The sequence below is a fragment of the Mesorhizobium sp. B2-1-3A genome (assembly GCF_006442655.1).
GTDB lineage: Bacteria > Pseudomonadota > Alphaproteobacteria > Rhizobiales > Rhizobiaceae > Mesorhizobium.
The window spans coordinates 113,281-138,161 of record NZ_VFWK01000005.1 but is presented as its reverse complement, the minus strand read 5'-3'; the positions used below and the strand labels follow the sequence as shown (position 1 = coordinate 138,161).

Here is a 24,881-nt window from a genome sequence, read left to right as displayed (position 1 = left end):
GGGCGCCTCGCACCAGCCGAAATCCATTTCACCCCGGCAACTTCTCCTCAATCACCCGCGCCGACCCCGGCACCAGGTGCCCGGCGTGATCAAAGCGCAGCACCACCACCCAGTTGAAGACATCGCCGGGCCATTTGCCGTTCGGCAGCAGCGCCTTGGGGTCGGCGCCGAAGGCCTTGATGAGTTTTCCCAGCTCGCCGTGATGCCAGGCGATCAGGATCGACTTGCCATGCGTTTCGCTGGCGAGCGCCGCGACGAGGGCTTTGACGTCCTTGTCGGCAAAGCGCTGGTCGATGGGCAGTTTCAAGGCTTCGGAGAGCGGCGTCAGCGTCAGCCGTTCGCGCGCACTGTTTTTGGAATCGGTACTGGCCACCAGCATGTTGGGCCGGAACGGCGTGCCGTCGAGCATGAAGGGCTGGAAATAGGCGACATAGGCCTGCGCGCGGGCTTCGCCTTCGGGCGACAGGCCGGTGCCGCCGTCGGGCTTTTCGCCATGGCGCACGATCAGCACGGTGGCGTCGGCAAGCCCTGATGTGCTGTCGCCGGCGGCGTGGGCCGATAAGGCAAGCGCCAGCATCCACAGGGCGGCGAGAACAGTGCGTGTCATGGCGGGTCCTTCCGGCGGTTTCGAGATACCAATCAGCGCAGCAATCCGACGGAATCAGGGCCGGCGCGGTGCCAAGCCAGCCGGGTGGTCAAGACGCCCGGGCCTCAAGCCGCTTCGAGCGCCCACAGGCGGTGGCCGTAGCGTCGGAAGAAGCGCGCCAGGAGACGCTGCTGCCTGGCCCTGGCGAGGTCGGGCAGGCGCCGCTCCTGGCGCCAGCGCGGCATGGCGCGCCAGAAGGCGATGAAGCGGGTGGTGTCCTCGATGGCCTCGTCGGCCGACAGCGCCGGGCCGATCGCGGCCAGGAACAGCGGCTCGGATTGTTTCAGTTCGTCAATGAGGGCTTTGCGCCGGAAATGGTCCTGGCGAGCCTGCGCGATGCCGCTGCGGAGGATCGCCTCGAAGGCTTCGAGCAAAGCAGGGCTGTCGCCGGTGTAACCGCAGGCGCGGGCGAAATCGGCGGCATCCATCGTTGCTCCCGGGTCTGTGCGGCAGGCGACTCGCATTTATCTATGTATATAAGCATAACTCAAAAAACTATAGAAGAGAAACTTTTGGCCAAGTGTGAAAACTGCGACTCGACTCCGGGCTCAAAAGGCAGGAATATACGAACAAATCAGGAACAAATGGGGTGGAGAGGCAATGGCATTGCCGGGCAGGAAACCAGTCATCGCGCATGTCGTCTCGATATCGGTCGAGTGCGCCGATTGCGGCCGAAACAGGTGGTGGAAACCCGATGAACTCCGGCGCTTCGGAGTGACGGGCAGCACGCCGCTGGCGGAGCTTTCGGGACGCATCGTCTGCTCGGCCTGCCGCGCCGACGGGCTGCCGGGCACGGCGGTGTCGATCCAGGCGGCGTTCATCGACGAGCGCCAGCGGGTGCGCAGCGAAGCGCAGATGCTGAGCGAGCGCGAGGTGCTGGTGGAGGCGAGGCGGGCTTGAGCAAAGGACGTGCCGTCATGGACGATTTCGCCACATTGTGACGCTACGCGGCGATCCAGCCCCCTTCTCCCCGTCACTATACGGGGAGAAGGTGCCGGTAGGCGGATGAGGGGCGGCGCTGATTTGGCGAATTTGAACTCTTATTCTGATGGTGCGAGAGAGTTTGCAAGCTTGGTCGTTTTCTTTGAGGTGGCATTCGAGATGCCGCTTGCCGAAATCTTGGTGCTGCCCCTCATTGTCCTGCCGGACATTTCTCCCCGTATAGAGACGGGGAGAAAGTAAGCTGTTGCGGATGGTTTCGCCAAATATCAACGGTTAAGAGCGTCGGCGCGCTGGTGAGGGCGGCCTGCATCCGGAAAGGCAGGCGCGCTAATACCCCAGCAATTCCTTCAGCGGGATAACCCGCCAGACATGCTTGATCGCGTAGCGGTTGAAGGTGATTGTCTTGGGCGGATTGTACTGCTCGACCACCAGCTCGCCCGCCGTGCGCTTGACCAGCTTCTTGATGAAGGCCTTGCCGTTGCGCTCGTTTTCTTCCGGAAACGTCTCGATCACCACATGGTCGCCGGGCACGGCGTCGCGGCCGCCGCAGTAGATGAGGTCGCCGGGCTCGTAGCGCGGCACCATGGAATCGGAGAGCACATGCAGCGCGAAGACCTTCGGCAGGTTGCGCACGCCCGGCGGGCGCTGCACGTAGCCGGCAGGCTCGCCGTTGAAGGTGAAGTCGCCGTCATCGCCGCCAACAGCGGCGCCCAGCACCTCGATATCCATTGATCCGGCGGGCATCGGGCCGGCATCGGTGACGATCTCGGCGTCGGCCACCGGGCCGGCATCGTCGAGGAAGACGACATGCCCCTGGCCCAGCGCGACCGGGTCGACGCGCAGGAAGGCGGCGGTCTTCAACAGGTTCTCGGTCTTGGGCAGGTTGCGCCCGGTTTCCCAATTGCCGACGGCGGCGACATCGGTGTCGTTGTGCTCGGCTATGTGGCGCATGACCAGGCCGCGCTGCTTGCGTGCCTGGCGTATCGCCGCCCCGACCTTGATCGACAGTTCCGTTTTTGCCATGGCGACCATGTGAGCGATGAAAGCGGCTCTCGTCTACGAAAGAATGGCTTGCATATATTTTTGAGTTATGCTTATATCTGGCCATGCAGAACCTGTCCAGCTTTCATGGCGCGGTAGCGCCGGCCTCCCGTGAGGCGCATCCGGCGACCGAAGTCGCCAGCCATTCCCTTCCGTCCCGGCCGTCCTCCTCCCCGGCCGGGGCGAAGCCCGAGCGCTTTGATGCCTCGGGTCCGGCCCGCCCGTCACCGGCGGCCGGAACGGCCGGAGCCGCCGCTCCCCTCGGCTCCGGCCCCCCATTCGACCGGCACGCCGCCGGTCCCTCTGCGCGCTGCTGCATCCGTACGCAGGACGGCACCGTCATCCTGTTCGAGCCGATGACGGGCAGGGCGGTTTCCGCCCCCGACAGAAAGACAGCGGAGGCGCGGCTGACGCGCCTGAGCGCCGGGCACTCGATCCGCTCCGGCTGATTGCTGCCCGCAGGCCGGCTTCCGAACCGAACACCCCTGACAGTGGCCTGAACCGGGCCTGAACCCTGACGCCTGGCCGACGGCGCGCTCCCGAGTGCTGCCGAAGGCGGAGCCCTGGATGGAGCCTGGACATGGCAAGCTACAGCGACGCCGAATTGCAAGAGATCGCCCGCTGGCTGAAGGATGGGCTTTCGGCCTCGCGGATCGCGACGGCATTCAGCGCGCTGCGCGGCAGTCCGGTCTCGCGCAACGCCATCATCGGCATCGTGCACCGCAACGCCATGCTGGGCGCGATCGGCTTTGCCAATGGCCGTGGGATGCCGCCGGGTGCCGAACGGGCAATGCGCAAGCCGGCGGCTGCAAAGCCGGCGAAGGGCAAGGCCGATGGCAAGGCGGCCGCCGGGGCGATGGCCGAGGCGCATGGCGCCAAGGCCGCCGTGGCGCGCAAGAACAAGGTCCGGGCGAGGCACGATCCGTCGCCGGCATGGTTGCCGCCGCGCTTGTTCGTGCGCGAGGTGGGCGTGCTGATCGCAGATGGCGAAGCTTACCGTTTCAAGGTGCCTGCGCCGCAGCGCGGACCCATCGGCCGCCAGCCGCATGGCGTGGCGATGCGCTTCATCGACTGCCTGTTTTCACGCTGCCGGGCGCCGCTCGACCTGACATTGGAGGAGGATCCGCAAAACGATGCGCCGGGCGGACGGCCGGGCGCCGAGATGCTGTGCTGCGGCATGCGCACGAAGGCATTGAAGAGCTATTGCAGTTACCACCAGGCCCGATTTCAGCGCCGGGTCTGCACGTGAGCCTATTTCGGCATCTGGCGGCCCTGTTTGGGCATGCGGCTCTGCACCGTGCGTGCCTCCAGCCTCATGGCCGGGCCGCTGTCGGCAACCAGAATGCCGGTAACGCGGGCGAAGCCGGTGAACACTTTTATCGCGTCGGATTCGGAGATCTGAGCCGCGATCGCGGCACTGCAGGCGTTGAGCGCGCTGCGGTAGACATGGCCGCGCCGCTCGATCGGCCAGCGCTGCAGGAAATCGGCGGCGTCGCTGACGCTGTCGATCTCCTCGACATGTCCGTCCATCGACACTTTAAGCGGCACTCCGGTTTTCATCGTACCCACGGCATTCACCTTCGCTCTGGGCGCGGCTTTCAAGCCTGCGCTTATAAACGCGCGAGGCCGTCAGGCGGTTGCATCGCCTTCGTGCCTGCTTCAGGGGTTGGCGGCGGCGTCGAGCCAGTCATGCGCTCGGCTTCGCGGCTTGACTACCAATATGCCTTGTTGCCCGGCGGCGCCGGTGAAGGCTTCGAAGGCGGTGCGCGGGCAGCAATTGCCCTCGATCGCCTGCCTGACCAGCCGCGCGGCGTCGAGAAAGGCGGGTGCTGTTTTGTCTGGCCACTGGTGCTGCAACGCCGTTTCGGCTTCGGCCACCGACCCCACCAGCATGGTCTTGTTGTCGCAAAAGCGCAGCGTAACCGGTATGAAAGCTGTCATCGGCAAACCTCCCCTTGGCGTGGACGCGTCATAACGTGCGGGCCGGCGGCTGGTTCCATCAGCATGCGTGCAGATATGGGGCCGGCATGAGCGAGCGGCCCTTCATGCAGCTCTATGTCTCCGATTTCGTCGGCGACACGCTGCAGCTCTCCACCGAGCAGATCGGCGCCTACATGCTCATCCTGATGGCGATGTGGAACGCCGGCGGCCGGCTGCCCGACGACGACGCCAAGCTCGCGCGCGTGGCGCGCCTGTCGCTCAGGAGATGGCGTGCCATCAGCGCCGATCTGTTGACCTTCTTCCAGCGCGAGGCGGGCGAGATCGGCCACAAAAGGCTGACGAAAGAACTGCACAAGGCACTGGTCAAAAGCGAGGCGAGGGCCGCCGCCGGCGCACGCGGCGGGGCCGCTACCGCCTTGAAAACAAAGGCGCATGCGGGACCAAATGCCGGCGCGTTGCCGCGGCATTCTCCAGACTCCAGAAACCAGAATGAAAAAGCTCCCGCTTTTTCCCCTGAAAATGCGGAAGCTTCTTCGGCTCGTGGAGAACAGGACGCGGCGGTGTTCTCCCGGGAGAAGGCGGAGCCTTTGTCCCGCGCGGGCAAGACAGCTCCCGTTTTCCCGGGGAAGAAACCAGGCTGGCACCGGCCGAAAACCCACACCGACGCCGCCAACGCCATCATCGAGGAGATCCGCAGCCATGACCGCAGCCGAACTGCAGCAGGCGACGAAGGCGCTGGCCGCGATGTTCTCATGCTTCCCGCAATCCGCCCTGACTGACGTCGAGATGCAGATGCGCGGCTATCTCGGCGCGGTGCGCGACGCCGAGCTTGCCGATCTGCAGGCCGCCATCCAGCGCTTCGTGCGCGGCGAGGTGAGGAGCGGCAACGCCCAGTTCTGCCCGTCGAGCGCTCAGCTCTGCATCGAAGTGCGGGAGAGGAAAACGATGCGCGAGCTGATGGCGAGAAGGGCGGTGCAGGCGCCCGTGAAGCAAGTAACGGAATGATCAGGCAGGTCGGCGGGACAGCGCCCCCCTCTGCCCTGCCGGGCATCTCCCCCACTAGGGGGGAGATCGGCAGCGTCGCCCTCCTTGCAACGCTGGCGCGAAGGCCGCGACACATCTGATCTCCCCCCTAGTGGGGGAGATGGCCGGCAGGGCAGAGGGGGGCGCTGTCCCGCCAACCTCTCCAACCAAAAACGCCACACCCCAACCCCAAGGAGCCACCCATGCCCAAAAAAGCCAAAGCCGCCAAACCGCAGGCCCCCAAACTGCCCAAGGGCGAGGCCGAGCAGGTGCGCATCCGCCGCGAGATCGGCCATGATTTCGCGCTGAGCGACGACGCCTTTGGCCGCAAGCGGCTCGCCGCCGGTACGGCTGAAGCACGGCGCGTCTACGAGGTGTCGAATGACGGTCATACCTCGACCGGCGGCATCGTGCGGGTCCGCACGGTCGATCCGCTTATCGGCATCACCTCGCTGTCGCGCCAGCAGCGCGAGGCAGGCCAGCGCTACCGCGAGGATTTCCAGTGCAGCCAGCAGGCCGGCGTGAAACCGATGCGCTGGAGCGAACGTGTCGACGGCGGCCGCAAGGGCGGCGGCATCGCCGACAGCGTGCTCGACGCGGGCCGCGCGCATGCCGCCGCCACCCGCGCGCTCGGCCACTGGGAAGTGGCCGCCGTGGTGCAAAAAGTCTGCTGCGCGGGGGAGTCGGTGAAAGGCGTGGCGGAACAGACCGGCGAGGGCCGCGACGTGATGACGAAGCTGCTGAAGGTCGGGCTCGACCTGCTGGCGGTGCATTACGGGATGATGATGGAGCGGCGGGCGGGGTGAGAGAGAGCCGCAACAATCCGGCCGGCGATGCCGGCCGGATCCGCTTCACCAGGATCAGGTCATCCGCAGACGCGGATTTCCTCGACTATCCGGTGGTGGTGGCGCCAATGACTGACCAGTTCGAGGTGGCAGCGGTGGTGCCGGTGGAAATAACGCGGCCTGTACCTGTAGCCGTCGTCATAAGGGTCGTAGGGGCCATAGACATAGCGGCCGCCATAGTCCCCATCGTAATAGTCATTGCCGTAGTCGTTGCCGTAATAATTGTCGTAGCCGCCGATGCCGATAAAGACGTGGCTGCGGGCCTCGGCGGGGGCGATCATCGCCGCGGCCGACGCAATGGCGATAAGCGAGGCAAACAGGAGCTTCTTCATGGCTACCTCCTTTTCAAGGCCTGTCTAATATAACCCGCCAGGCGCGACCTCGTTCCACGGATTCGCAAGGCAACCGATGCGGGCGCCGGGGCGCGAGACACCCGGCTTCACTTCACCGAGGCGGCCGCGTCCTCGATGACAGCGGTGACTTCCGACGGATGCGATATCGGGAGCAAGTGGCCGCCGTGGATCTCTACGACCTTGGCGCCCGAGCGTTTGGACATCCGCCGCTGCAGATCCGGCGCAATGGTGCGGTCTTCCGTGGCAATGGCTGCCCAGCTTGGCGTATTATGCCATGCAGCGGCTTCGGCCTTATAGCCGAAAATCGCCGTGTTCGCGGGCGTCTGGAACATGGCGGTATAGCGTGCCTCGGCCTCGGGCAGGCCGTTCGCCACATCGGCGATCCAGGCGTCGGGCTTTACAAGGTAGAAGCCGTCCTTGAACACGGTAAGCGCGTCCGCCGGCAGCTTGCCGGGGATGGAGGCGTTGAGGAAGCCCAGGCTTTCGCCGATGTCGGGCTGGAACGCAGCCACGTAGACGAGGGCACGGACCTGCGGCTCGGTGCCGGCCTGGCTGATCACCATGCCGCCATAGGAGTGGCCGACCAGCACGACGGGACCATCCTGCGCGTCGACCGCGCGGCGGGTGGCGGCGATATCGTCCTGAATGGAGGTCATCGGCAGCTGCACCACGGTGACATGATACTTGTCGGCTGTCAGGCGGTCGTAGACGCCGCGCCAGGCGCCGCCATCCATGTTCATTCCGTGCACGAGCACGATATTGCCGGCTTTCGCCGCGGCGGGCGCGGGCAGTGCCGCGGCGGCGGCAACAATCATGAGCGAGGCGAGAAGGGTGCTGATCCTGTCCATTTTGGAGCTCCGGTTGGTTGGAGCCAGAGACCTAAGGCGAATTGCATTTCGCCATTAGAGTGATTTATATGAATGAGTCTATCACACTGGCTGATAAATGGATCGTCGCGATATTGCCGACCTGCTCGTGTTCCAGGCCATTGTGGAGGCGGGCAGCTTCACGCGGGCCGCTTCCGTCATGGGGCGTGCGCAGTCCGGCCTGAGCCAGACCATCAGTGCCTTGGAGGCGCGGCTGGGCGTGCCCTTGCTGGCGCGATCCACCCGCAGCGTGCGGCCAACCGAGGCGGGCCGCCGCCTGCTCGATCGGATCACGCCTTCGCTGCGCCAGATCGAAAGCGGGCTGCTGGAGTTGCGGGACAGCCGCGACCAGCCGTCCGGCACGTTGCGGCTGACCGTGATGGAATATCCGGCGCGCGCCATTCTGGTGCCGGCGCTGAGTGAATTCCTGGCCAGCCATCCGGGTGTTCGGGTCGACATCCACGTCAGCGATCGGTTCGTCGATATCGTCCAGGGAGGGTTCGATGCCGGCATACGCTTCGGAGCGCATCTGGAGAAGGACATGGTGGCTGTTCCGGTGGGGCCGGATGTCAGTGCGGCCATTGTCGCCGCGCCGGCGTACTACCTCAGGAGAGGCCGGCCCGTCCGGCTCGAGGATCTTGCGGCGCATGACTGCATCAACTTTCGCACGGCAAGCCATGGCGACGTCTACCGCTGGATGTTCAGGGACGGCGCGCGCACGGTCGACGTGCCGGTCGAGGGCGCCGTCATCGTCAATGATGCGCCCGTGATGATCGAAGCCGCCTTGGCTGGTCTGGGGCTGGCCTACATCTTCGAACCGCACGTTGCCGGGCACCTCGCCTCGGGACGTTTGGAAACGTGTCTGGAAACGTTCTGCCCCGTCTGGTCGGGCTACCATCTCTACTATCCGAGCAGGCACCAGAAATCGGCCGCGCTTGCGGCCCTCGTCGAGCATTTGCGCTACAGGCGGCATGCGTAGGGTGCGCCAAGACCGGTGACGCGGGGGGGCGCGTTGCCAGGGCCCAGCTTCAACCCGCAGTCCAATTCAATGGTCTATGCCGCCACCAGGGCGGCGGTGGATTCGATCGCGCTGTCGATGGCGCGCGAACTGGGCCGCCGCAACATCCGCGTCAATTCGATCGCGCCGGGACAAGGCGCTGGTGGCGGTCACCCCGCTCGGCCGCTTCGGCCAGCCGGACGATATCGCCAAGGTGGCGGTGTTCCTGGCATCCGACGGGGCGGCGTGGGTGAGCGGGGAGCGGATCACGGCGTCTGGCGGGTGGCGGCAGAGGTGTGTCTCTCCTTTCTCCCACAGGTGAGAAAAGTAAGCTAAGCTCTTCTAAAACAGCGCCTTCTCCAGCGGCCCCTCCAGCGTCTCGGCGAAGGCCGTCGCCAGATGATGCCGGTCGCGAAATGCCAGTTTGCCGCCGATGAAGACGTGGCATTCGGTCGGGCCGCAGAAGCGGTCGGTGAGGTCGACATAGAGCGTGTCGGGCACGCTTTTCACCACGGCGCGCTCTTGCGCGGCGGTGCCGTCATTGGCGGCCTGCGCCCTCGGCGTGTCGCAGCGCGAGGGAGCCTCGCGCCACCACAGCGCGCGGGCCACGCAGGAATCGGCGAAGCTGTCGCCGATCGGCGTGTCGCGGATGACCGCCGTCTCGACGCCGGCTTGGCTGAAGGCCTGCAAGGTGGAGCGCAGGCCGGCCTGCCAGCGCGCGGTTTCTTGCTTGCGGCCGGCGGCGGTCATGTCGCGCGTCAGATTGCCGATCGAGAATTCCGAAATCACCACCAGGCGCGGCTTGCGGCGGATGATTTCCGCTATCGCCTGTTCGCGCCAGGCGTCGCATTCGGTGTAGTCGCGCTTCAGCACCGTGTTGAAGGTCGATAGCCGCGAGGCGCGGCACGAGGATTTGAGATAGGTGACCACCTTGGTGTCGTTGCGGCTCGCCGCCTCGACCAGCGGCGTCGACCAGTGGTCGGCGTGCGAGTCGCCGAACAGCACGATGGTGTGGGCCGCGTCGGTCGGCCCGAACGTGCAGGGTTTGGGCTTCACCGTGTGGAAGTCGAGCAGGCAGTTCTTGTCGGCGGCGCGCGCGATGGAGGGCTGTTCGGCAGCCTCTTCGATGCCGCGCTGGGCCGGGTCGATGTTGCGCGTGGCCAGATGCGCGTTGGCATAGGCCACGGCCACGCCGACGCCGGTCAGAGCCAGGGCGGGGGCCAGCGCCCGAGCGCCTGCCATCAGCCCGCCACCGAGGCGCGCCGGGTTCTCGATCAGGTGGTAGGTCAGGAATGCCAGCACCAGCGCCAGCGCGGCGCAACCGAGGCGCTGGAAGACGGTGAGGTCCGGCGCCAGCATGCCGGCATAGACGATGACAGGCCAATGCCAGAGATAGAGCGAATAGGAGAGCGTGCCGATCCATTGCAGGGGCGGCAGCGAAAGCACGGAAGCGGGCGCAAGGACCTGCCAGCCGGTCGGGCTGGCTGCCGCGTCGCGTTCTTCGCCCGCGCCGCTCAGCAGCACCAGCACCGTGCCGGCAACCGGGAGAACCGCGTACCAGCCGGGGAAGGGCAGGTCTTCGCTCAAGGTCAGATAGGCCGCCACGATCAGCGCCAGGCCGATCCATCCCTGCGCCGCGCGCAGCCATGGCCGGCGCTGCCACAAGGCCGCCGGCGCCAGTGTTGCCAGGCCGCCGGCGGCGAACTCCCAGGCGCGCAATGGCGAGAAGTAGAAGGCCCAGGCCGGCGAGAGGCTGGTGAGCCACAGGCAGGCGGCGAAGGAGGCGAGGCCGACGACGCCGATCACCACCACCGCCATGCGCTTGCCCCGGTGCAGCCAGGCGGCGAAGAGCAGCAGCGCCGGCCAGACGAGATAGAACTGCTCCTCCACCGACAGCGACCAGAAATGGATGAAGGGATTGCCCAGGGCATCGGCGGCGAAATAGTCGAACGACCAGCGCAGCAGCCACAGATTGATGGTGTAGGCCGAGGCGTACATGGCGCCGCGCGAATAGAGCGCCTGCTCCTGCGGCGCGAGGATGAAATAGCCCGCGCCAAGCGTCGCCAGGATGACGAACAGGGCCGCCGGCAGAAGCCGACGGGCGCGCCGGGCATAAAATCGCCAGAGATCAAGCCGGCCGGTCCTGGTGATCTCGCCCATCAGATGCGTCGTGATCAGCCAGCCGGAAATGACGAAGAAGATGTCGACGCCGGCAAAGCCGCCGGGCAGGCCAGAGAGGCCGAAATGATAGGCAACGACGCCGCCGACCGCCAGCGCGCGCAACCCCTGTATGTCCGACCGGAACGATGCCGCCACGAGGCCTCCTTCGTGCCCCCCAAGCCCAACAACCCTGCCCAAGCCCAATGCTTGCCAATCGCGGCCTTACAGGCCGCTATCGCAATGCAGCAAGTTTTTCGCAGTGCAACATGGCCAGAACAAGGAGACGGGCGCAGAGAACTCAAGGCGTGCGACGGCCGCACGGTCGGCGATCCCGGAACAGTGTCTGGCCATTGCTTGGCAAGGCAGGGCTTCCGCAGCGACCTGCGCGAGGCGAAATCCCGGGCAATGGGGCATTCCATTAAGAAGACGTACGAAAGACCGGTGCTCGTGAAACGCGAGAAGCTGGCCAGCATCGTTGCGGTCGTGGTGTCGGGTCGATTCTGAACGGGCGCGGCCGGGCATTCCAGCCGGTATGCATTCCAGATGCACCGTGGTGACAATGCAACAGGGCGGCGTTTCCGGTCGCGGCAGTCGGGCTGACATGCTGGTCGGTGCTTGACGCGATGCGGCGGCGATGCGATGTCGGCCCGTCACTTGGGCAAGGGGATATCATGAAGAAGACCTACGAGAAGCCGGTGCTCGTGAAGCGCGAGCAACTTTCCCGCGTCACCGCGATGGCCGTGCCATCGGGAAAGCCCGTCTAAGCCGGCTGGCTTCGCCGCTCGCAGGCGGGCGGGGAGGCGGACTGTTGTCGGGCACCTCGACTATTCGGCATGCCGCCATCACAAAACAGCCCCGCGAACGGGGCTGTTTTTCTATGGAGGGCAAGCGCTATCAGCTGCCGCCGTTCAATTTCACGCTGCTGCAGAATTCCGGATGGGAATTGGCGGGAGTGGCGTTCTTGGCCTCGTCCGCACAAGCCGTCTTCATCGACGCCTGGTCGTCCGGCGTCATCGCCTTCCAGGCTTTGACGAAATCGTCATTGCCGCGCAGCGTCTTCATGCTGGAATCCGTGTAGAAAGGCTGCATCTTGGCCGGGTCGTCGAGAGCTGACGTACCGGTGCTGCCGCCCGCGAGGGCAGAGCCGGTGGCCATTGAAAGCGCCATGGCGCCAAGACAGATCATCTTGATATTCATGATAGGATCCTTCCCTGTTGCTTTGTGACCGTCGAAGCAACGATCAAGGTCATAACGGAAGAATTCGGGTAAAAGTTCCGGTTTCCGACGTGAAACGCGCTTGATTTTCCAAAAATATATCCAAAAAATCTTGAAACTTTTCTGGTAATTCTGCCGTATGCCCGCACAAGAACTCTCTTTCTCCATGGCGACCACGCGTTGATCCCGCTGCCGACGCGAAACGCGGACGGCACTGGAGGACCGGACGCAGCATCCGGCCAATTTCAGAATTTCCCGGCCCCGTGATTGTTCCTTGCCGGCCGCCGAAAAAGGCCCCACCGGCAGGGCCGGCGGGGCATTGATCGGAGGTCTGCGATCGCCCGGGGAGGCGATCCCTGGAGCAACGAGAAACGGCTTGCGAAAAGTTTCACAGTTTCCGCGCCGGCTGTTGCCAGTGGCCGGCATCAGCCGCTTGCCGCGCGCCGACCCTGTCCGCGCCGGGCCAAAAGGTTCGCCACCACCAAAAGCACGATCGACAGCCCCATCATCAGCGTCGCGGCGGCGGTGATGGCGGGCGAGAGTTTTTCGCGCAAGCCGATGAACATTTCGAGCGGCATGGTGCGCTGGCTCGCGCTTGCCAGGAACTGCACCACCACCACCTCGTCGAAGGAGGTGACGAACGCGAACGCCGCGCCCGAAAGCACGCCGGGCAGGATCAGCGGCAGCATCACGCGGAAAAACGCCGTCAGCGGCCTTGCGCCCGAGATTGCGGCGGCGCGCATCAGATTGCGGTCGAAGCCGGTGAGGCTCGCGCCCACGGTGACGACGACGAAGGGACTGGCCAATGCCGTATGCGCCAGGATGATGCCGGCATAGGTGCTGGCCAGGCCCACGCGGGCGTAGAACAGATACGAGCCTACCGCGGTGATGACGACAGGTACGATCAGCGGCGATAGCAGCAGCGGCATGACGATACGGCGCCCGGGAAATTTCTCATTGGAGAGCGCGATTGCCGTCAGCGTGCCGAGCGTGGTGGCGATCAACGTCGTGCCGAAAGCGACGATCAGGCTGTTGCCGATCGCCGATTGCCAGCGCTGCGTGCCCAGCACCACCTCGTACCATCGCGTCGAAAGGCCTTCGAGCGGGAAGATGAAGAAGGCGCCGCTGTTGAAGGAGAGCGGCACCGGGATGAGGATCGGCACCAGCAGGAACAGGATAACCAGCCCGCACCACAGCCAGAGCAGCGCGACGCGGATGCGTTCACCAGGAGTTGGATAGGGCGACAGCAGCATGGCTACACCATCTTCAAGCGGTCGAGGCCGAGGATCCGGGCGAAGATGCCGAACAGGGCCAGCGTGAACACCAGCAGGATGAAGCTCAGCGCCGCCGCCATCTCCCAGTTCAGTTCGACATTGACGTAGTTGGCGATGAAATTGCTGATCAGCTGGTCGCTGGCACCGCCGATCAGGGCAGGGGTGATGTAGTAGCCGAGGCACAGGATGAAGGTGAGCAGGCAGCCAGCCATGACGCCGGGGAAAACCTGCGGGAGGTAGACGCGGCGAAAGGCGGTGAACGGCTTTGCGCCGAGCGAATAGGCCGCCTTCATCTGCGAGGGCGCGATGGTGCGCATGACGGAGTAGATAGGCAGCAGCGTGAAAGGCAGCTGGATATGCGTCATGGCGATGATCAAGCCGATGCGGCTGTACATCAGGTCGAGCCGCTCCGAGGCGAAGCCGAGCCACAGGAGCAGGTCGTTGACCAGGCCGAATTTCTGCAAGAGCACAGTCCAGGCTGCCGTGCGCACCAGGATCGAGGTCCAGAACGGCAGCAGCACCGCCACGATCAGGATGGCGGCCAGCCCCTTCGGCACGCTGGAGATGAGAAAGGCGAGGGGAAAGCCGAGCAGCAAGGTGGCAAGCGTCACCGCGGCGGCGACGAAGAAGGTGCGCAGGAACACCTGCAGGAAGATCGCCTGTTCGGGCGGCACACGCTCGATGCCGCCATCGGCGTTCCAGCGGAGGTCGAGCGCGCTCAGGAGATAGAAGGAGGTGAGCGAATGCGTGCCGGTGCGAATGGCCGGCCAGGTGCCGGGCGCCGACCAGAACGGCACCGATTTCATCACTTCGAGCGGCGGCTTGCCGCCGGCGCCTTCCAGCTGGCGCACGGTCTTGAGCACCTGGCTGCGGGCGCCGGGCAGGCGGGCGTTGAGCGCCTTGGCCAGCTCATAGGCGGTGCCCTTGGCCTGATTCTCGCCGAGGTCGGCGGCGAGCGCGATGAAGGCGGCGTCGGTGGGCAGGCCCTGGCCGTTCCAGTCGCCAAGCGCCTGGCTGGTGCGTGGCAAGGCGTCGGCGATGGTCGGGTCGTAGACGGCACGCGACAAGAGCAGCACGATCGGGATGCCGAAACTCAAGGCCAGGAGCAGGAGCAGGGGGGGCGGCCAGCGCCAGTGAGCGCAGCCGGTCGCCGAATTCGGCTCGCCTGAGCGCCGCCGACACCGATTTTGGATCGGTGCCGGCGGCGGACCGGCCGCGGGCCAGCGCGGGCCGGTCGAGTTCGCTGGGCAGCGAGGCCGACATCAGCGCTTACTGCGCCAGCCAGGCGTTGAAGCGCTTGACCAGGTCCTCGCCATAGTCGCCCCAGAATTCGGTGTCGGCGACAAGGTAGGCGCCTGCAAGATGGTCGGGCGCGTTGGGCAGTTTCGGCAGGGCGTCCGGCGCCACGAAGGAGGCGGCGTCGGTGCGCACCGGCCCGTAGGTGATGTAGCTGGCGAGCTTGGCGTTGTTTTCCGGCTTGGAGATATAGGCGAGATATTTATAGGCGGCATCCGGGTTCTTGGCGCCCTTGGGAATGGCGATCATGTCGTATTCGAGGATCTGGTTGTTCCAGACGATCTTGAACGGCTTCTTGTCGGTGTCGATGGCGTTCTGGATGCGGCCGTTCCAGGCCGTCGTCATCACCACTTCCTGCGAGGCAAGCAGTTGCGCCGGCTGCGCGCCGGCATCCCACCAGACGATGTCCTTCTTGATCGTGTCGAGCTTCTTGAAGGCGCGGTCGACGCCTTCCGGCGTCGCCAGCACCTTGTAGACATCGGCGGGCGCCACGCCGTCGGCCATCAGCGCCCATTCCAGGTTCTGCGCCGGGAACTTGCGCATGGCGCGCTTGCCCGGGAATTTCTTGGTGTCGAAGAGATCGAGCACCGAGGTGGGGGCTTCCTTCAGCACGGTCGGGTCATAGGCGAGGATGTCGCCGTAAGCATCGAGGCCGACACCGCAATCCAGCGCCGAACCTTCGATGAACTTGTCGCGCGGGCCGATCTTGGAATAGTCGAGGCGTTCGAGAATGCCGGCGTCGCAGCCTTGCAGCACGGTCGCGGTCTCCACCGTCACCAGGTCGATCGGCACGTTGCCGGTGTCGACCATGGCTTTGACCTTGCCGAGGTCGCCCAGATATTCCTGTTCGAGGATTTTTGTGCCGGTCTCCTTGGTGAAGGGCTCGAACCAGGCCTTGCGCTGCGCGTCCTGCCAGGCGCCGCCGCTGGCCATGATCGACAGTTCGTCGGCGAAGGCGGCGTGGCCGATGGTGAAGAGTGCGGTGGCGGCGGCATAGGCGAGCAGCCGGGTCCTTGCGATTTTCATGTGTGTTCTCCCCTGTTTTCTGTTTTTGATCTGGCTCTGGTTCAGGACGGACCTGATTTCGAAATGCCGCCGCCCGTTGCGGCATCGGCGGGAAAGGCGCGGCAGTCGGCGGGCGCGCAGGAGACCGTGACGGCCTCGCCATTGGTCATGGTCGCCTCGGGTCCGACCTTGACGGTCAGCACCTGGTCGTTGCCGAGCCTGGCCAGAAGGCGCAGATGGTCGCCGAGATAGATGCGGCCGTCGACCGTGGCGGGCAGGGCGTTGCCGCCGGCCAAGGCTCTCAGGCTCAGCCGCTCCGGGCGGATGGCGACGTGACAGGCTTTGCCTGGCGCCACGCCGATGGCGAGCGCGGTGAGTTCGCCGCCGCCGTTCAACCGCACGCGGCATTCCTTGCCGGAGACGTGGCCGACGACGCCGTCCAGCGTGTTGTTCTCGCCGATGAAGCTCGCCACGAAGGCGCTTTGCGGGGTGTTGTAGAGATCGTCGGGCGAGCCGAGTTGGGCAATGCCGCCCTGGTTGAACACCGCGACGCGGTCCGACATGGTCAGCGCCTCGCTCTGGTCATGGGTGACGTAGACGATGGTGACACCGAGCATGGTGTGGATCTGCTTGATCTCGAGCTGCATGTGCTCGCGCAATTTCTTGTCGAGCGCGCCGAGCGGCTCGTCCATCAGCACCAGGCTTGGTTCGAACACCAGCGCGCGTGCCAGCGCCACGCGCTGCTGCTGGCCGCCCGAAAGCTGCGCCGGCTTGCGGTCGCCGAACTGCTTCAGCCGCACCATGTCCAACGCACGGCCGACGCGGGCCGCGATGTCGGCCTTGCTGACGTGGCGCACGGAGAGCGGGAAGCCGACATTCTCCTCCACGCTCATATGCGGGAACAGCGCGTAGTTCTGGAACACCATGCCGATGTTGCGCTGGTAGGGCGGCAAGCGGTCGACGGGCTGGCCTTCGAGCGTGATCGTGCCATGCGTCGGCCGTTCGAAGCCGGCCAGCATGTTGAGCGTGGTCGTCTTGCCGGAGCCGGACGGGCCAAGCAGGGTCAGGAATTCGCCGCGCGCGACGGTCAGGTTCATCCGCGTCACCGCGAAGGCGCGGCCATCGTAGGACTTCTCGACATCGGCGAATTCGACGAACCCCGGACCGATGGCAGGCGCCGGCGCGGCCGGCGAGGAAACGGCCTGGGTGCTCATCGGGTGCAATCCCAAGGTGCGCTGCCCGTGCGGCAGGCTGAAGCGCTATGCGGCTTGTGGTGCATGGTTCCATCCCATTGGAAGCCCGCATCTCGGCGGGTCACCCAAACTTGTATGCTCACACAATCAATCTGAATCTGACCATAAATGCAGACAACTTTGGCCGTCAAGTCGATTTTTTCAAGGATTGTGTGATATTTTTGCTGGAGCTTTGGTCGATTAGGCTCACACAAGCGCTATTGTCCGATGAATTGTCTTATGCTAGAGCGCTTACAACGCTCCCAGCCCGAATCCTGTCCGCATGCTCAGTGATCTCCGACTTGCCGAGGACGAAAGTCCGGTCTATCGCCGTCTCGCCGACGCGATCGCCGAGCGCATCAGCGCCGGTACGCTGGCTGTCGGCGACCGGCTGCCGCCGCAGCGCGACATTGCGCGGGCGCTGGGCATCAACGTCACCACGGTGACGCGGGCGCTGGCGACGCTGCAGCAGCGCGGCCTGCTGGAGGCGCGGCCGGGGCGGGGTACGACCGTGGCGGCCAGGCAGGCGGCCGAGCGGCCCGGTTTCGTCTCGGCGCCGAGCGACGAGAGTGGCATCATCGACCTTTCGGTCAACCGCCCCGCCACTTCGGCCTATCTCGACGCGCTCGCGTTGCTCTTGCCGCGCCTGCCCAGGGATCCGCACTATGCCTCGCTGCAGGATTACCATCCGCCGGAAGGGCCGCTCTGGGCACGCGCGGCCGTCGCCGACTGGCTCAAGCCCGTTGCCGGCGAGGGCGACCCCGGCCGCGTGGTGCTGGCGGCCGGTGCCCAGCATGGGCTGGATTGCCTGCTTGGCGCGGTGACCAGGCAGGGCGAGGTGGTGCTGGCCGACGAGGTCACCTATCAGGGCATCAACGCGCTCTGCCGGGTGCATGGGCTCGATCTCAGGGGCGTCGCCATGGATCGCGGCGGCATGCGGCCGGATGCTTTCGATGCCGCCTGCGCGCAGCTGCGGCCGCGCGCAGTGTTTTTGGTGCCGACGCTGCACAACCCGACCACCATCACGCTTAGCGAAGCGCGTCGCCATGAGCTTGCTGCTGTCGCGCGCCGCCACAACGTCTTGATCATCGAGGACGACGTCTACAGGCCCTTGGCTGACGAGACCTTGCCCTCCTTCGCCAGCCTGGAACCGGAGCTGACCGTGCATATCGGCGCCCTGTCGAAATGCCTGGCGCCGGGCCTCAGGCTCGGTTTCGTCATCGCGCCGCGCGCCATTGCCGGCCAGGTGGCGGCGGCACTGCGTATCAATTGCTGGAGCATCAGCCCGCTGACGGCGCTGATCGGCGCGCGCATGATCGAGGATGGGGCGGCGGCGCGTGTTATCGAAGTGCAGAAGCAAGAGCTTCGCCAGCGCCAGGCGATACTGAGCGAAATACTTGGCGGCTACGATGTCCAGAGCCAGCCGAGCGCTACCCATGCCTGGCTGCGCCTGCCCGAGCCCTGGCGCGGCGCCGGATTTGCCCGCACCTGCCTGGAGCGCGGCGTGGCCCTTTTGCCGGGCGATGCCTTCGCCGTCGGCCGCGAGCCGGTCCAGCATGGCGTGCGCATCAATGTGGGTGCCGCGCGCTCACGGGACGATCTGCGCACCGCGCTGACCACGATGGCTGAGTTGCTGTCGGCCGGGCACCTGCAGCTTCCCGGTTTCGTCTGATGACTGTCGCCCAAAAGTGCGCAGCGGTTTTGGGACAAGGACGGGCAGGAGGGAACAACAAGTGACATCTTCAAAGAGCGTCGAAATCGCCATTGTCGGAGCTGGCGTGGTCGGGCTGGCGACGGCGCTGCGCCTGGCCAGCGACGGCCGCGAAGTTCTGCTCATCGATCCCAACGAGCCGGGATCAGGCGCCTCGTTTGGCAATGCCGGGACACTGGCCGAATATGCCTGCATGCCGGTCGGCAATCCCGCGGTGCTGCGCGCGCTGCCGAAACTGCTTCTCGACGCCGACAGTCCGTTTTCGCTGCGCTGGACAGCGCTGCTGCATCTGGCGCCGTGGCTGCTGCGCTTCGCCAGGCAATCGCTGCCGGCCGCCACCCATGCCAATGCGGTCGCGATGGCCGGGCTGTTGGCCGATTCCCTGCCAGCATGGGAGGAGATGGCGGTAGAGGCCAATGCCGGGGATCTGCTGCGCCGTAATGGCTGCCTCTATCTCTACCGTCGCCCTGCCGATCTAGCCGGCGGCGCGTCGAGCCGCGCGTTGCGCGCCGAATTCGGTGTCGAGCAGGCGATGCTGAACCCTGGTGAAGTGGCCGCGCTGGAACCAAACCTGCCGGCGGTGCAGGGCGGCGGGCTGTTTTTCCCGCAATCGATGAACCTGACCGATCCCATGGCGATGATGGGGCGGCTGCTCAAGGCGGCAAAAGACCGGGGTGCCGCCTTGCTGCGGGGCGAGGTAACAGGGCTGCGAGCCGATGCCGGCGGTGTCGAACTCAGTGGGCCTGGTCTGCGGCTGCGCGCCGGAAAGGTGGTGATTGCCGCCGGCGCCTTCTCGCGGCCGCTGGCCGCACAGGCCAGCGACATCATTCCGCTCGAAACCGAGCGCGGCTATCACCTGGAATTTCCGGTCGAAGTGCCGGTGCTGACGCGGCCGGTATGTCCGGTCGATCTCGGCTTCTACATGACGCCGATGGCAGGCCGGCTGCGCGTCGCCGGCACGGTCGAACTCGGCCGGCTGGCCGCGCCGCCCAATCCGCGCCGGCTGGCGCTGCTCGATCGCGGCGTGCGTCAGTTCTTCCCCGCGCTGGGTCAGCCGTCGTCACAATGGCTGGGTTTCCGGCCATCGTTGCCGGATTCGAGGCCCGTCATCGGTGCGTCGCCAGGCAATCCGAACGTGATCTACGCCTTTGGCCATGGCCATCTCGGGCTGACGCTCTCGGCTGTCACCGCGCGGTTGGTTGGCGATCTCATCGCCGACCGGCGGCCCAACAGCGAAAGACTTGCGCCTTTCGCTGCCGCCAGGTTTTGAGGCCGGCCTGTCGCGCTCAGCATCGCCTATGCGCTGAGGCATCCCGAGCGTGTGTCGCATCTTGTGCTTTTGAATGCCTGCGGCCAGGGCGGGCGGGTTCGGGCCAAGACCGAGGCCGAACGGCTGGGGCAAAGGCCGGTTCGGGCTTCTGTTCGAGCCGGCCTGGTCGCGCTTTTCCCCGGGGAAAACCGTCTCGCACTTTTCCTGGGAATTGCCCCTAGCCGGCTTCGCTGCCCGCCGGCGCTGCCTCGATCTTCTGGAGATAGAACGTCTTGCTCGGCTGCAGATGGTCGACGCAGAGCTGCGCCAGCACCCAATTGTCCCTGCGCTTCAGCGCCTCGATCATCATCAAGTGGTGTTGCCGGGAGATGTCGAGTTTTTCCCTGTCGGCCAGGGAATTGGCCCGCACCGGCAGGCTGAGGCGCATGTAATGTTCGATCGATGAGACGAGATAGGCATTGCCGCAGGCCGAGAACATTGTGAGGTGGAAGCGGTCATTGGCCTCGTGGATGCCCCTGAGGTAGCCTGCGTCGACATGGCCGCTGTAGATGGCGTGGATCTGGGTCAGTTCGGCAACCAGCGCGTCGCTGGCCGGCAGGGGGATCATCAGTGCCGCCTGGCGCTGCAGCATTTCGCGCACTTCATAGATCTGCCGCACCTCTTCGGGCGAGAGCCGGCGCACCATGGCGCCCTTGTTGCGCTCGCGTGTGACGATGCCCAGCCTCTCCAACTGGTAGAGCGCCTGGCGGATCGAGTGGCGCGAAACCGGGAAGCGGGCCAAGAGCACATCCTCGACCAGGCGCGTGCCGGGCGCCAGCCGGCCGAAGATGATGTCCTCCTCCAGAGCGTGCACGGTGTCGGCTTCCTTGCCGCCATAGTCGAAACTGCTGAGCATCGCGAACCCTTGTTGCTCCCGGCCAATTCCATTGACCCGGGACAGCACTCTAGAGCATTTCACCGTTTCGCGGAAACGGCGAACCGCTCTAACTCTTTGTTTTGACGCAATTCCCAAGGGCAAGCGCTACGCGCTTGTCCCGGGAAAACCGCTCACATTTTTCCTGGAATTGCTCTAGCCCTCGCGCACAAGGCTTGCCACAAGCTGGTCGAGGCGCGGGTCGTCGAGGCTGACGACGCCGGACATGCGCAGCGCCTGCCGCAGGCTGATCCTGCGGACCTCCTGGCGCATGATGACCTTTACACAGACCGGTCCAACCGCGGTCAGGATGAAGGCGTTGCCGACCAGAACCGGCTCAGAGTAAGGCGCCCACTGCACGGCCACGATCGATGGTTCGCCGGTCTGGCGGCGGTTGATGCCGGCGAAATAGATCCAGTTCAGCCGCGAGATCGCCACGCCATAGTGCCAGCCCGGCGCCCGCGCTCCGCCCTGGCGGTGGCCTTCGGCCCATCGGGTCACGCGCCTGAAAGTCACGCGCTCGGCCTCGCGCCGCACGAAGGTGACCGACCGCATCACAAGGTCGGGCCGGTCCGGAACCGCGAAGTAGGTGAAATAGATGCCGCCTGCGATGGCGGGGGACGGGCCGCGCACCATGTTCTCGTAAAGCGTCTGGTGGATCGGTGACAGGCCGGCGTCCGCGGGCGCGGGCGCGTCCGGCGCGCGGTACAATTCATCCTCGTCGATCCGGAAATAGTCGCAGATCAGCTTGGCCGTCGCCCGGTTGGGCACGCTCTTGCCTTGCAGATAGCGCTCGAACTGCGTGCGGTTCATGTTCAGTCCGCGGCATACGGCGGCCACCGACGCATGGCTGCTCACCAGCCGTCGGAGATTCTCGGCAAGATTCCTGCGGATGGGCACGACACCGCCTCTCGACAGCCGTCCGGACCACTATTCAAGCAATTGCTTATACTTCGTCACTCTCTCACATCACCGCGCCGACGCGAATGGGACCTTTGGCCAATAGGCCGTTTGCACTGTTCGACGGCTGCACCGGCCCGGCCACTGTCCAAAAGGCATGGGGCCCGCGTCGTGCCATCGGGGATCGCGCGCGGCACCTATCTCTTTGACGCCGCCGCCCGTTCGAGGACGGCAATGCGCCTGTCGGTCTCCACCTGCGCGACCTGCATCAGCGTATCGATCTCGATCATGGCTTCGACATGGTGCGCGTCGATGACCGCCTTTCGCGCGAGGGTCAAAAATCCCCTGACGATCCGTAGGGTCTCGACAACGCTGGGTTGGTTTGACACGGGCAGCCCTCCTCAGGCTACAACCACCAAGTGCTTGCAACGTTCCCCATGATGAATTGACTCGCCATTACCGTATGGAGGCGTACAGTCGCGCCGGTCGTCCGCCTTCCACGGCACACGGACGCTTGGTAGCCAACTCAGGTGCTCCCGCCACGTTCGCGGAGACTGAAATGGCTGACGACCATTCAGGCAAAACGGTAACAGCGCTGGATTGCGAGATTCTTCGCGGCGCCTTCAGGAAATCAGTCGTCGAAAATCGTATCGCCGAAAGGGAATGGCGCATGCACGCGCGGGTGCTGGCGCGCGAATTGACCGAACTCGACGAGATCGATCCGGACATCCTGGACTGGATCGTGCGCAAGTAGATTTTTGCCGCTTTCGAGATGCCCGCGCGGCGTCAGTCGACGTCGATCGCCTTCGGTCGAGCTTTGCGTGCCGGGGGCATGTCCCTGGGGATGGGGCGAAAACGAACTCATTGCCCGGAACCGGGGGTCGACGGGGAAGTTGTGGGAAAGCTCCCTCCAACCCTTTCGAAAGCTCCTGCATGGAAAAAACGTTCAACCGCATGGCCGGCGCGGTCGCCCGTGCCACCGGCAGACCTTGGGCCTTCGCCCTGTGCCTGGCGTCGGTTTTGGTTTGGGCAGCGACCGGTCCCGTCTTCCACTACTCCGAAACCTGGCAGCTCATCATCAACACCGGAACCACCATCATCACCTTCCTGATGGTTTTTCTCATTCAGAACACCCAGAACAGGGACGGCGCGGCGATCCAGGTCAAGCTGGATGAACTGATCCGGTCTGGCCTGGGCAAGAACGACTTCATCGGCATAGAGCACCTCACCGAGAGGGAGGTGGAGGAATTCCGCGCCATCTGCGAGAAGGCCAAGCAAGCCAAGGAAGTGGCGAAACCGAAGGCAGCGAAGAAGAGCTAGTGGATTGAGCCGGACGCCTGGATGGAGCGCCGGGTCGCCAGGAGCCGCCACTGGCCGGGCATCATGGAGAGCCAGATGTTTCCGGATGGTGCCGGGAGAACTCCCTCACCGACATCAAGACAGGCATCAGACCCCGACCGGAATTCGTCAGTCCGTACTCGACACGCGGCGGCTGCTCGTCGAAATCGTGCCTCGCGACAAGTCCATCATTCTCCAACTCCCTGAGATGCTGCGTCAGCATCTTTTGAGAGATGTCGGGTATATCTCGCATGAATTGTGAAGATCGCATCGAAGTTTCCGCGAACAATCGGAACAGGATCGGCAGCTTCCATCGTCCACTGATCATGCGGAGCACTCTGGTAACGTGCTCGAAAGATCCATTCGGGCCGAGGCAAACATCTCTCTGCTCTCGTTTGACAGGCACTTTTAAGTGCGTAATTGCCTCGTTCATCGCCGTGTCCTCTTATGCATTCCCGATATTAACATGGGAATTGCACGATGGATTTGAAACTCGACGGCAAGGTGGCGCTGGTCACAGGCAGCAGCAAGGGCATCGGCGAAGGGGTGGCCAGAGGGCTTGCGCGGGAGGGGGCCATCGTCATCGTCCATGGTCGCAAAAAGACCAAGACCGAGGAAGTCGCTCACGACATCGTCGTTGAGGGCGGGCGGGCCTACGCCGTCATCGGCGACCTGACAAACGACGAACAGGTGCAACGCCTCGTCGAGGATGCGCAGGCTTTCGTCAAACCTGTCGAGATTTTGGTAAACAATGCAGGCGGCTCCGGCGAAACGGAAGACTGGTCCACGACACGACCCGAGACATGGGCTGCAAGCTACGACCGGAACGTCCTTGCGGCTGTGAGGGTCACCTCTCGCCTCCTGCCAGCCATGCGCAAGGCGAAATGGGGGAGGATTATCAACATCTCAAGCCTGGCAGCGTTGATGCCACCGTCGAAAAGACCGGACTATGCGGCAGCCAAGGTGGCCATGATCGCGATGACTGCCTCGCTCGCAAAGGCGGTGGCGATCGATGGAATCACTGCAAATACCGTTTCACCTGGAACGATCCACAGCGTCAGCCTCGACGAGGCGTTCCGAAAGGTGGCTTCGAACCAAGGCATCGCGGCCGATGCCTCGTGGACCCAAATCGAGCAGAAAGTACTGCCAATGTTCGCTCATGTTCCCATCGGCCGGGTCGGAACAACCGAGGAGATCGCCGATGCCATCGCATTCCTTGTCAGTCCGCGCGCCAGCTACATAACGGGTGTGAACCTGAGACTTGACGGAGGGATGTGGTCGGGACTTTAGCCCTTTTGGGGATGTCCGGTTTGCGTATGGCCAACACGATCCGGGCGCCCCAAACATGCTTCCGAAGCTTACGGCCTGTTGGGCTCGGATGGACGACCACGCCACGTATGCATCAAGCATCAAGCAGACGAGGTACCAATCCGCGTCGTCTCGCGTGAGGGCGCGGCCGAGGCCCGGCTCTCTGTGTTTTTCAGCTCCGCATCGATGGCCGCGGGCGAAGCATGCTCAAGCCCCACCACCTCGTTGCGGGCGGCGTCCAGGGCGACGATTATCTCGTTGAGTTTCGCCTGTATGGCCGAGGTGTCGCGGTAGTTCTGGATCAGGACCACGCCTGTCAGGCACATCGCTGAAATGGAGATGATGTAGGTTCCGAGCGTCGCGCTGGTGAGCAGTGCGCAGACAAGCGCCGCGCCCAGCATCACATAGAAGCCCGGCGGCTTGGAGAAGAACTCGGCGAGGGCATAGAGAGGTCTGTCCACCCAAATCTCCGCCTGAGGATGCAAGCAGCCCGCCATCCCGATGAGGGCAGCGGGCTCCTTCCCGATCGGCAACCCGCCGATCGGACTGACTGATGTAATGTCCGAGAAAGAAGCCGGTTCCAGCGGATGGTCGCTAAAGATCGG

General features: G+C 64.7%; 31 protein-coding genes and 2 pseudogenes. 15 read left to right on the top strand and 18 right to left on the bottom strand.

Features of this window, described 5'->3' with window-relative positions; all coding sequences use genetic code 11:
* Positions 1-28 precede the first annotated feature (28 nt).
* The gene (locus tag FJ977_RS20875) at positions 29-607 is read right to left on the bottom strand and encodes a flagellar basal body-associated protein FliL (RefSeq protein WP_246683233.1); all 579 of its coding nucleotides are present in this window, start codon (positions 605-607) and stop codon (positions 29-31) included.
* A gap of 104 nt (positions 608-711) precedes the next feature.
* The gene (locus FJ977_RS20870) at positions 712-1,074 is read right to left on the bottom strand and encodes a hypothetical protein (RefSeq protein ID WP_140774097.1); all 363 of its coding nucleotides are present in this window, start codon (positions 1,072-1,074) and stop codon (positions 712-714) included.
* 172 nt (positions 1,075-1,246) lie between these two features.
* On the opposite strand from FJ977_RS20870, the gene FJ977_RS20865 reads away from it, so the two are divergent.
* Positions 1,247-1,546 (top strand): hypothetical protein, encoded by a 300-nt coding sequence (locus FJ977_RS20865; RefSeq protein ID WP_140774096.1) that lies wholly within the window; start codon positions 1,247-1,249, stop codon positions 1,544-1,546.
* A gap of 369 nt (positions 1,547-1,915) precedes the next feature.
* On the opposite strand, the gene FJ977_RS20855 is transcribed toward FJ977_RS20865, so the two are convergent.
* Complete coding sequence (locus tag FJ977_RS20855) at positions 1,916-2,620, bottom strand: helix-turn-helix transcriptional regulator (RefSeq protein ID WP_140774094.1); 705 nt, start codon at positions 2,618-2,620, stop codon at positions 1,916-1,918.
* A gap of 589 nt (positions 2,621-3,209) precedes the next feature.
* Between FJ977_RS20855 and FJ977_RS20845 the strand changes: the two genes are divergently transcribed.
* Positions 3,210-3,878 (top strand): GcrA family cell cycle regulator, encoded by a 669-nt coding sequence (locus tag FJ977_RS20845; protein ID WP_140774092.1) that lies wholly within the window; start codon positions 3,210-3,212, stop codon positions 3,876-3,878.
* A 2-nt stretch (positions 3,879-3,880) separates the two neighbouring features.
* On the opposite strand, the gene FJ977_RS20840 is transcribed toward FJ977_RS20845, so the two are convergent.
* Together FJ977_RS20840 and FJ977_RS20835 are read right to left on the bottom strand one after the other, a co-directional pair.
* Complete coding sequence (locus tag FJ977_RS20840) at positions 3,881-4,189, bottom strand: DUF982 domain-containing protein (protein ID WP_056572073.1); 309 nt, start codon at positions 4,187-4,189, stop codon at positions 3,881-3,883.
* Between the two features lie 99 nt (positions 4,190-4,288).
* On the bottom strand, positions 4,289-4,570 hold the full coding sequence (locus tag FJ977_RS20835) for a DUF982 domain-containing protein (protein ID WP_140774091.1): 282 nt from the start codon (positions 4,568-4,570) through the stop codon (positions 4,289-4,291).
* 86 nt (positions 4,571-4,656) lie between these two features.
* Between FJ977_RS20835 and FJ977_RS20830 the strand changes: the two genes are divergently transcribed.
* The 3 genes from FJ977_RS20830 (at position 4,657) to FJ977_RS20815 (ending at position 6,399) form a co-directional block, all read left to right on the top strand.
* A complete protein-coding gene (locus FJ977_RS20830; protein WP_140774090.1) occupies positions 4,657-5,349 on the top strand; it encodes a DUF1376 domain-containing protein in 693 nt (230 codons plus the stop codon).
* Entirely contained in the window at positions 5,270-5,575 is a 306-nt protein-coding gene (locus FJ977_RS20825; protein ID WP_140774089.1) for a hypothetical protein, read from the top strand. Before FJ977_RS20830 ends, FJ977_RS20825 begins: the two co-directional genes overlap by 80 nt.
* Before the next feature lie 221 nt (positions 5,576-5,796).
* Positions 5,797-6,399 (top strand): DUF6456 domain-containing protein, encoded by a 603-nt coding sequence (locus FJ977_RS20815; protein ID WP_140774088.1) that lies wholly within the window; start codon positions 5,797-5,799, stop codon positions 6,397-6,399.
* A 59-nt stretch (positions 6,400-6,458) separates the two neighbouring features.
* Here the strand turns inward: FJ977_RS20815 and FJ977_RS20810 are convergent, their stop codons facing one another.
* Together FJ977_RS20810 and FJ977_RS20805 are read right to left on the bottom strand one after the other, a co-directional pair.
* A complete protein-coding gene (locus FJ977_RS20810) occupies positions 6,459-6,770 on the bottom strand; it encodes a hypothetical protein (RefSeq protein ID WP_140774087.1) in 312 nt (103 codons plus the stop codon).
* Positions 6,771-6,877: 107 nt separating this feature from the next.
* Positions 6,878-7,639, bottom strand: a complete 762-nt coding sequence (locus FJ977_RS20805; RefSeq protein WP_140774086.1) for an alpha/beta hydrolase — start codon at positions 7,637-7,639, stop codon at positions 6,878-6,880.
* Positions 7,640-7,736: 97 nt separating this feature from the next.
* On the opposite strand from FJ977_RS20805, the gene FJ977_RS20800 reads away from it, so the two are divergent.
* On the top strand, positions 7,737-8,636 hold the full coding sequence (locus FJ977_RS20800; protein WP_140774085.1) for a LysR family transcriptional regulator: 900 nt from the start codon (positions 7,737-7,739) through the stop codon (positions 8,634-8,636).
* A 66-nt stretch (positions 8,637-8,702) separates the two neighbouring features.
* A pseudogene (locus FJ977_RS20795) lies at positions 8,703-8,976 on the top strand (SDR family oxidoreductase); the annotation flags it as partial.
* Between the two features lie 20 nt (positions 8,977-8,996).
* On the opposite strand, the gene FJ977_RS20790 reads toward FJ977_RS20795, so the two are convergent.
* Positions 8,997-10,970 (bottom strand): acyltransferase family protein, encoded by a 1,974-nt coding sequence (locus FJ977_RS20790; protein ID WP_140774084.1) that lies wholly within the window; start codon positions 10,968-10,970, stop codon positions 8,997-8,999.
* 84 nt (positions 10,971-11,054) lie between these two features.
* Between FJ977_RS20790 and FJ977_RS20785 the strand changes: the two genes are divergently transcribed.
* Both FJ977_RS20785 and FJ977_RS36140 read left to right on the top strand, forming a co-directional pair.
* A complete protein-coding gene (locus FJ977_RS20785; protein ID WP_140774083.1) occupies positions 11,055-11,318 on the top strand; it encodes a hypothetical protein in 264 nt (87 codons plus the stop codon).
* Positions 11,319-11,485: 167 nt separating this feature from the next.
* Positions 11,486-11,578, top strand: coding sequence for a putative RiPP precursor (locus FJ977_RS36140; protein ID WP_202326640.1), 93 nt, complete (start codon positions 11,486-11,488; stop codon positions 11,576-11,578).
* Between the two features lie 130 nt (positions 11,579-11,708).
* Here FJ977_RS36140 and FJ977_RS20780 read toward each other — a convergent pair whose 3' ends face one another.
* The 5 genes from FJ977_RS20780 to FJ977_RS20760 form a co-directional block, all read right to left on the bottom strand.
* A complete protein-coding gene (locus FJ977_RS20780) occupies positions 11,709-12,011 on the bottom strand; it encodes a hypothetical protein (protein WP_140774722.1) in 303 nt (100 codons plus the stop codon).
* Positions 12,012-12,454: 443 nt separating this feature from the next.
* Positions 12,455-13,282 carry an ABC transporter permease gene (locus FJ977_RS20775; protein ID WP_140774082.1) on the bottom strand — a complete coding sequence of 276 codons (828 nt, stop codon included), beginning with the start codon at positions 13,280-13,282 and terminating at the stop codon, positions 12,455-12,457.
* Positions 13,283-13,284: 2 nt separating this feature from the next.
* A complete protein-coding gene (locus FJ977_RS20770; RefSeq protein ID WP_246683231.1) occupies positions 13,285-14,400 on the bottom strand; it encodes an ABC transporter permease in 1,116 nt (371 codons plus the stop codon).
* Between the two features lie 172 nt (positions 14,401-14,572).
* Positions 14,573-15,625: an ABC transporter substrate-binding protein gene (locus FJ977_RS20765; RefSeq protein ID WP_140774081.1), complete on the bottom strand. Its 1,053-nt coding sequence runs from the start codon at positions 15,623-15,625 to the stop codon at positions 14,573-14,575.
* 41 nt (positions 15,626-15,666) lie between these two features.
* Positions 15,667-16,818 carry an ABC transporter ATP-binding protein gene (locus FJ977_RS20760; protein ID WP_140774080.1) on the bottom strand — a complete coding sequence of 384 codons (1,152 nt, stop codon included), beginning with the start codon at positions 16,816-16,818 and terminating at the stop codon, positions 15,667-15,669.
* A gap of 301 nt (positions 16,819-17,119) precedes the next feature.
* Here FJ977_RS20760 and FJ977_RS20755 point away from each other — a divergent pair, with 301 nt between their 5' ends.
* The 3 genes and pseudogenes from FJ977_RS20755 to FJ977_RS36770 all read left to right on the top strand — a co-directional run.
* Positions 17,120-18,508, top strand: coding sequence for a PLP-dependent aminotransferase family protein (locus FJ977_RS20755; RefSeq protein ID WP_140774079.1), 1,389 nt, complete (start codon positions 17,120-17,122; stop codon positions 18,506-18,508).
* Between the two features lie 61 nt (positions 18,509-18,569).
* The gene (locus FJ977_RS20750; RefSeq protein WP_140774078.1) at positions 18,570-19,817 is read left to right on the top strand and encodes an FAD-dependent oxidoreductase; all 1,248 of its coding nucleotides are present in this window, start codon (positions 18,570-18,572) and stop codon (positions 19,815-19,817) included.
* A gap of 12 nt (positions 19,818-19,829) precedes the next feature.
* A pseudogene (locus FJ977_RS36770) lies at positions 19,830-19,943 on the top strand (helix-turn-helix transcriptional regulator); the annotation flags it as partial.
* A 91-nt stretch (positions 19,944-20,034) separates the two neighbouring features.
* On the opposite strand, the gene FJ977_RS20740 reads toward FJ977_RS36770, so the two are convergent.
* The 3 genes from FJ977_RS20740 to FJ977_RS20730 all read right to left on the bottom strand — a co-directional run bounded on the left by FJ977_RS20740 (position 20,035) and on the right by FJ977_RS20730 (position 22,019).
* The gene (locus FJ977_RS20740; protein WP_140774077.1) at positions 20,035-20,712 is read right to left on the bottom strand and encodes a GntR family transcriptional regulator; all 678 of its coding nucleotides are present in this window, start codon (positions 20,710-20,712) and stop codon (positions 20,035-20,037) included.
* A 174-nt stretch (positions 20,713-20,886) separates the two neighbouring features.
* On the bottom strand, positions 20,887-21,630 hold the full coding sequence (locus tag FJ977_RS20735; protein ID WP_140774076.1) for a helix-turn-helix transcriptional regulator: 744 nt from the start codon (positions 21,628-21,630) through the stop codon (positions 20,887-20,889).
* 197 nt (positions 21,631-21,827) lie between these two features.
* The gene (locus tag FJ977_RS20730; RefSeq protein WP_140774075.1) at positions 21,828-22,019 is read right to left on the bottom strand and encodes a hypothetical protein; all 192 of its coding nucleotides are present in this window, start codon (positions 22,017-22,019) and stop codon (positions 21,828-21,830) included.
* A 170-nt stretch (positions 22,020-22,189) separates the two neighbouring features.
* Between FJ977_RS20730 and FJ977_RS20725 the strand changes: the two genes are divergently transcribed.
* Complete coding sequence (locus tag FJ977_RS20725) at positions 22,190-22,384, top strand: hypothetical protein (RefSeq protein ID WP_140774074.1); 195 nt, start codon at positions 22,190-22,192, stop codon at positions 22,382-22,384.
* 179 nt (positions 22,385-22,563) lie between these two features.
* Complete coding sequence (locus FJ977_RS20720; protein WP_140774073.1) at positions 22,564-22,950, top strand: low affinity iron permease family protein; 387 nt, start codon at positions 22,564-22,566, stop codon at positions 22,948-22,950.
* A gap of 61 nt (positions 22,951-23,011) precedes the next feature.
* On the opposite strand, the gene FJ977_RS20715 is transcribed toward FJ977_RS20720, so the two are convergent.
* On the bottom strand, positions 23,012-23,401 hold the full coding sequence (locus tag FJ977_RS20715; RefSeq protein ID WP_140774072.1) for a helix-turn-helix domain-containing protein: 390 nt from the start codon (positions 23,399-23,401) through the stop codon (positions 23,012-23,014).
* Between the two features lie 47 nt (positions 23,402-23,448).
* Between FJ977_RS20715 and FJ977_RS20710 the strand changes: the two genes are divergently transcribed.
* Complete coding sequence (locus FJ977_RS20710; RefSeq protein WP_140774071.1) at positions 23,449-24,258, top strand: SDR family NAD(P)-dependent oxidoreductase; 810 nt, start codon at positions 23,449-23,451, stop codon at positions 24,256-24,258.
* 119 nt (positions 24,259-24,377) lie between these two features.
* Here the strand turns inward: FJ977_RS20710 and FJ977_RS20705 are convergent, their stop codons facing one another.
* The gene (locus FJ977_RS20705) at positions 24,378-24,737 is read right to left on the bottom strand and encodes a low affinity iron permease family protein (protein WP_140774070.1); all 360 of its coding nucleotides are present in this window, start codon (positions 24,735-24,737) and stop codon (positions 24,378-24,380) included.
* Positions 24,738-24,881: the final 144 nt, after the last annotated feature.

What these genes read in the sequence shown, in the direction of transcription:
- FJ977_RS20875 (WP_246683233.1), bottom strand. Translation starts at nt 607, where the DNA reads ATGACACGCACTGTTCTCGCCGCCCTGTGGATGCTGGCGCTTGCCTTA.
- FJ977_RS20870 (WP_140774097.1), bottom strand. Translation starts at nt 1,074, where the DNA reads ATGGATGCCGCCGATTTCGCCCGCGCCTGCGGTTACACCGGCGACAGC.
- FJ977_RS20865 (WP_140774096.1), top strand. Translation starts at nt 1,247, where the DNA reads ATGGCATTGCCGGGCAGGAAACCAGTCATCGCGCATGTCGTCTCGATA.
- FJ977_RS20855 (WP_140774094.1), bottom strand. Translation starts at nt 2,620, where the DNA reads ATGGTCGCCATGGCAAAAACGGAACTGTCGATCAAGGTCGGGGCGGCG.
- FJ977_RS20845 (WP_140774092.1), top strand. Translation starts at nt 3,210, where the DNA reads ATGGCAAGCTACAGCGACGCCGAATTGCAAGAGATCGCCCGCTGGCTG.
- FJ977_RS20840 (WP_056572073.1), bottom strand. Translation starts at nt 4,189, where the DNA reads ATGAAAACCGGAGTGCCGCTTAAAGTGTCGATGGACGGACATGTCGAG.
- FJ977_RS20835 (WP_140774091.1), bottom strand. Translation starts at nt 4,570, where the DNA reads ATGACAGCTTTCATACCGGTTACGCTGCGCTTTTGCGACAACAAGACC.
- FJ977_RS20830 (WP_140774090.1), top strand. Translation starts at nt 4,657, where the DNA reads ATGAGCGAGCGGCCCTTCATGCAGCTCTATGTCTCCGATTTCGTCGGC.
- FJ977_RS20825 (WP_140774089.1), top strand. Translation starts at nt 5,270, where the DNA reads ATGACCGCAGCCGAACTGCAGCAGGCGACGAAGGCGCTGGCCGCGATG.
- FJ977_RS20815 (WP_140774088.1), top strand. Translation starts at nt 5,797, where the DNA reads ATGCCCAAAAAAGCCAAAGCCGCCAAACCGCAGGCCCCCAAACTGCCC.
- FJ977_RS20810 (WP_140774087.1), bottom strand. Translation starts at nt 6,770, where the DNA reads ATGAAGAAGCTCCTGTTTGCCTCGCTTATCGCCATTGCGTCGGCCGCG.
- FJ977_RS20805 (WP_140774086.1), bottom strand. Translation starts at nt 7,639, where the DNA reads ATGGACAGGATCAGCACCCTTCTCGCCTCGCTCATGATTGTTGCCGCC.
- FJ977_RS20800 (WP_140774085.1), top strand. Translation starts at nt 7,737, where the DNA reads ATGGATCGTCGCGATATTGCCGACCTGCTCGTGTTCCAGGCCATTGTG.
- FJ977_RS20785 (WP_140774083.1), top strand. Translation starts at nt 11,055, where the DNA reads ATGCAGCAAGTTTTTCGCAGTGCAACATGGCCAGAACAAGGAGACGGG.
- FJ977_RS36140 (WP_202326640.1), top strand. Translation starts at nt 11,486, where the DNA reads ATGAAGAAGACCTACGAGAAGCCGGTGCTCGTGAAGCGCGAGCAACTT.
- FJ977_RS20780 (WP_140774722.1), bottom strand. Translation starts at nt 12,011, where the DNA reads ATGAATATCAAGATGATCTGTCTTGGCGCCATGGCGCTTTCAATGGCC.
- FJ977_RS20775 (WP_140774082.1), bottom strand. Translation starts at nt 13,282, where the DNA reads ATGCTGCTGTCGCCCTATCCAACTCCTGGTGAACGCATCCGCGTCGCG.
- FJ977_RS20765 (WP_140774081.1), bottom strand. Translation starts at nt 15,625, where the DNA reads ATGAAAATCGCAAGGACCCGGCTGCTCGCCTATGCCGCCGCCACCGCA.
- FJ977_RS20760 (WP_140774080.1), bottom strand. Translation starts at nt 16,818, where the DNA reads ATGAGCACCCAGGCCGTTTCCTCGCCGGCCGCGCCGGCGCCTGCCATC.
- FJ977_RS20755 (WP_140774079.1), top strand. Translation starts at nt 17,120, where the DNA reads ATGCTCAGTGATCTCCGACTTGCCGAGGACGAAAGTCCGGTCTATCGC.
- FJ977_RS20740 (WP_140774077.1), bottom strand. Translation starts at nt 20,712, where the DNA reads ATGCTCAGCAGTTTCGACTATGGCGGCAAGGAAGCCGACACCGTGCAC.
- FJ977_RS20725 (WP_140774074.1), top strand. Translation starts at nt 22,190, where the DNA reads ATGGCTGACGACCATTCAGGCAAAACGGTAACAGCGCTGGATTGCGAG.
- FJ977_RS20720 (WP_140774073.1), top strand. Translation starts at nt 22,564, where the DNA reads ATGGAAAAAACGTTCAACCGCATGGCCGGCGCGGTCGCCCGTGCCACC.
- FJ977_RS20715 (WP_140774072.1), bottom strand. Translation starts at nt 23,401, where the DNA reads ATGAACGAGGCAATTACGCACTTAAAAGTGCCTGTCAAACGAGAGCAG.
- FJ977_RS20710 (WP_140774071.1), top strand. Translation starts at nt 23,449, where the DNA reads ATGGATTTGAAACTCGACGGCAAGGTGGCGCTGGTCACAGGCAGCAGC.